The sequence below is a fragment of the Bradyrhizobium sp. genome (assembly GCF_049581145.1).
GTDB lineage: Bacteria > Pseudomonadota > Alphaproteobacteria > Rhizobiales > Xanthobacteraceae > Bradyrhizobium.
Map to the genome: position 1 here is coordinate 1 of NZ_JBAURI010000159.1, position 3,724 is coordinate 3,724.

At 62.6% G+C, this 3,724-nt stretch carries 3 protein-coding genes; all 3 read left to right on the forward strand.

Annotation, left to right across the window (positions count from 1 at the left end):
- A partial coding sequence (locus tag WCB02_RS05205; protein WP_423956771.1) for a DNA translocase FtsK occupies positions 1-2,001 on the forward strand: 2,001 nt, incomplete at its 5' end.
- Between the two features lie 205 nt (positions 2,002-2,206).
- Complete coding sequence (locus WCB02_RS05210; RefSeq protein WP_423956772.1) at positions 2,207-2,944, forward strand: outer membrane lipoprotein carrier protein LolA; 738 nt, start codon at positions 2,207-2,209, stop codon at positions 2,942-2,944.
- Between the two features lie 141 nt (positions 2,945-3,085).
- A partial coding sequence (locus tag WCB02_RS05215; RefSeq protein ID WP_423956773.1) for an exodeoxyribonuclease III occupies positions 3,086-3,724 on the forward strand: 639 nt, incomplete at its 3' end.

The window sequence follows — 3,724 nt, forward strand, 5'->3', positions numbered from 1 at the left end:
GCGCTGGTGCGCGCCCCCGCGGTCGCATTCGGTCCGCCCGGCTTCATCTATCGACTGGTCCTCGGGATCGTGTTCGCGCTGACCATGACCGCAACCCTCCTCATCGCCGGCGGCTTGGGCGCACGCGAGAAGGATGAAGAAGCTTCGACCATCGCGGATGATGACGCGCCCTTCGTCGAGGAGGAGGAAGATGACGGCTCGGTCTCGCTGGGATGGATATTTCACGCGCTGATGAGCGCGAAGGCGCGCGCCGTCTGGCTCTTGACCACAGCCTACAGGTCGCTGGTCTCAAGCGGGTCGCAGGCCCGACTCGCCGCGCCCGAGCGTCAAGAACCGACCCTCGGAGCCCGCACGGCTCCCGCCTTGGCGCCGCAACAAGACGAGGAGGACGAGGAGGACGAGGACGACGAGGAGGAGGAGACTCCGGCCGCCCGTGCGCCGCGGAAAAAGGCGTCCGCGCGTGCCGTGACGAAAAAATCGACCGACAGGTTCGAGCTGCCCGCAGTGTCGATACTCAGCGCGCCCAAGGCCGCCGAGCGCCAACCGCTCAGCAAGTCCGAGCTCGAGACGAACTCCCGGGCGCTGGAAGGCGTGCTCGGGGATTTCGGCGTCCGCGGCGAAATCGTCAAGGCCCACCCCGGACCGGTTGTGACGTTGTATGAGCTCGAGCCGGCCCCCGGCATCAAATCGTCGCGCGTCATCGGACTGGCTGACGACATCGCGCGCTCGATGAGCGCCGTGTCGGCGCGTGTCGCGGTCGTCCCGGGCCGCAACGCGATCGGCATCGAACTGCCGAACGCCCATCGCGAGAAGGTCCATCTGCGCGAACTGCTCGCCGGCAAGGACTACGTCGAATCGCCCGCCAAGTTGCCGCTCTGCCTGGGCAAGAACATCGGCGGCGACTCCGTCGTCGTCGATCTCGCGCGCATGCCGCATCTTTTGATCGCCGGCACCACGGGCTCCGGCAAATCGGTCGCGATCAACACCATGATCCTGAGCCTGCTCTACCGGCTGCGTCCGGATCAATGCCGGCTGATCATGGTCGATCCCAAGATGCTCGAATTGTCGGTCTATGACGGCATTCCGCATCTGCTGACGCCGGTCGTGACCGATCCGAAAAAAGCCGTCGTCGCCCTGAAATGGGCCGTACGCGAGATGGAGGAGCGCTACAAGAAGATGTCCAAGCTCGGTGTGCGCAACATCGACGGCTACAACATGCGGCTCAAAGAAGCGAAAGCCAAGGGCGAGGAGTTGAACCGGACGGTGCATACCGGTTTCGACAAGGAGACCGGCAAGGCGATCTACGAGGAGGAGAAGCTCGATCTCGATCCGTTGCCCTATATCGTCATCATCGTCGACGAGATGGCCGACCTGATGATGGTGGCCGGCAAGGATATCGAGGGGGCGGTGCAGCGCCTGGCGCAGATGGCGCGCGCCGCCGGCCTGCACGTGATTCTCGCGACCCAGCGGCCGTCGGTCGACGTCATTACCGGAACCATCAAGGCGAATTTCCCGACCCGCATCTCATTCCAGGTCACCTCCAAGATCGACAGCCGCACCATTTTGGGCGAAATGGGCGCCGAGCAGCTGCTTGGACAAGGCGACATGCTGTACATGGCCGGTGGCGGCCGCGTCAGCCGCGTGCATGGCCCCTTTGTCTCGGACGAAGAGGTCGAGAAGGTGGTGCGCCATCTGAAGACGCAAGGCTCGCCCGAATATCTCGAAGAGGTCACCGCGGAAGAGCCGTCCGAGGAGGATGGCGCGGTATTCGATTCGACCGGCATGGGCGGCGATGGCGGTGCCGACCTGTTCTCGCAGGCGGTTGCCATCGTCAAGCGCGACCGCAAGGCGTCAACGAGCTATATCCAACGGCGCCTGCAAATCGGTTATAACCGCGCCGCGTCGCTGATGGAGCGCATGGAACTCGAAGGTATCGTCGGACAAGCCAATCATGCCGGCAAACGCGAGATCCTGATCGAGGAAGAAGACACCCGCTTCTGACGTCAACTTGACACGCGCAGCCGGAACAGAGTTTTCACGTAAAAACGATAACGCCTTACGCCGAAACCCCGATAAGATGGCAAAAGCTAGTCAGGACTCTGCGTTGAACATAAATCCAGAATTCCGAATCACCGCGGCCCGTGCCCGTCGGGGCCTCGTTATCGCTTTGTCGGCGCTGCTCGCATCGTCGACGCTTTGCGTGGCTATGCCGAGTTCGGCACAGACCGCGGTTCCGATTCCGAAGCCTGCGCCGAAGGGCCGCGACGGCATGCAGCTGAGCGCCTCGGAGTTGAAGAAGGCTCCGATGACGACAGGCTCGACCTCGGCTTCGCCGCCCGACCCGTTCATCCCGGATCCGCGTCGCAATGTGCCGGCCAGTATTTTCGCGACCTTCGACGCCAATCAGAAAGCGCAGGCCGCGAAGGTCAGCGCCTATCTTTCGTCGCTGCAGACATTGGTCGGGAATTTCGTCCAGGTCGGGCCTGACGGCAGCAAGACCAAGGGCGACTTCTTCATTCAGAAGCCCGGCAAGGTCCGCTTCGAATACGACCCGCCGACCCCGATCGATATCATCGCCGACGGATCGTCGCTGGTGGTGCGCGACCGCAATCTGGCGACACAGGACGTCTACCCCTTGTCGCAGACGCCGTTGCGTTTCCTGCTCTCCGACCGCATCGATCTCATGAAGGATACCAATGTGGTGAGCGTGACGTCGGATGATCTGTACATCAGCGTCACCATCGAGGAGAAGCAGGCGCTGATCGGCACGAGCCGGCTGATGCTGATGGTCGGCGCCAAGGATGGCCAGCTCAAGCAATGGACGGTGACCGATCCGCAGGGCTACGACACCACCGTTGCAGTCTATAACCTCGATTCTTCGAAGAAGGTCGATCCAGGCCTGTTCAAGATCGACTTCACCAACTACCCGACGCCGCCGGGCTGAATTCTCCCGAACCTGCGCATTCGCGGTGGATAGCCGGCCCAGAGACACACGCGGTCTTTGGCGAGCCTCGAACGACCGCGCCGGATCGGCTAAGCCTGTGCTCTCGCCGAGGCACCGCGCCGCGGCCCAGCTATCGGTTCGATGCGGCTTTCCCTGACGACATGGAACATCAATTCGGTGCGGCTGCGCATCGATCTGGTCGCCAAATTCATCAAGGCGGTGCGGCCGGACGTGCTGTGCCTGCAGGAGACCAAATGCATCGATGACGCGTTTCCGCTCAAGCGTTTCAGGCGCCTGGGCTACGAGCACGTCGCGCTGAACGGACAAAAAGGCTATCATGGCGTCGCAGTGATCTCGAAACTGCCGTTCGAGAGCACCGATATCCGCACCTTCTGCGACAAGGTCGATTCGCGCCACATCTCGGTCGGGTTCGGCGAAAAGGCGCGACTGACAAAGCCGCTGGTGCTGCATAATTTCTATGTCCCGGCCGGCGGCGACATTCCCGATCCGGCGCTCAATCCGAAATTCGAGCACAAGCTGCAGTTTCTCGACGAGATGAAGGCTTGCGAGCCGCTGCATCCGCGCGGCGACGACCGCCATATCCTGGTCGGCGACCTCAACGTAGCGCCACATGAGAACGACGTGTGGTCGCACCGGCAGCTCCTCAAAGTGGTTTCGCATACGCCGATCGAGTGCGCGAAGCTGTTGGCCGCGCAGGCGCAGGGCGAGTGGTTCGACGTCGCGCGCGAGCGCATCCCGCTGTCCGAGAAGGTCTACACC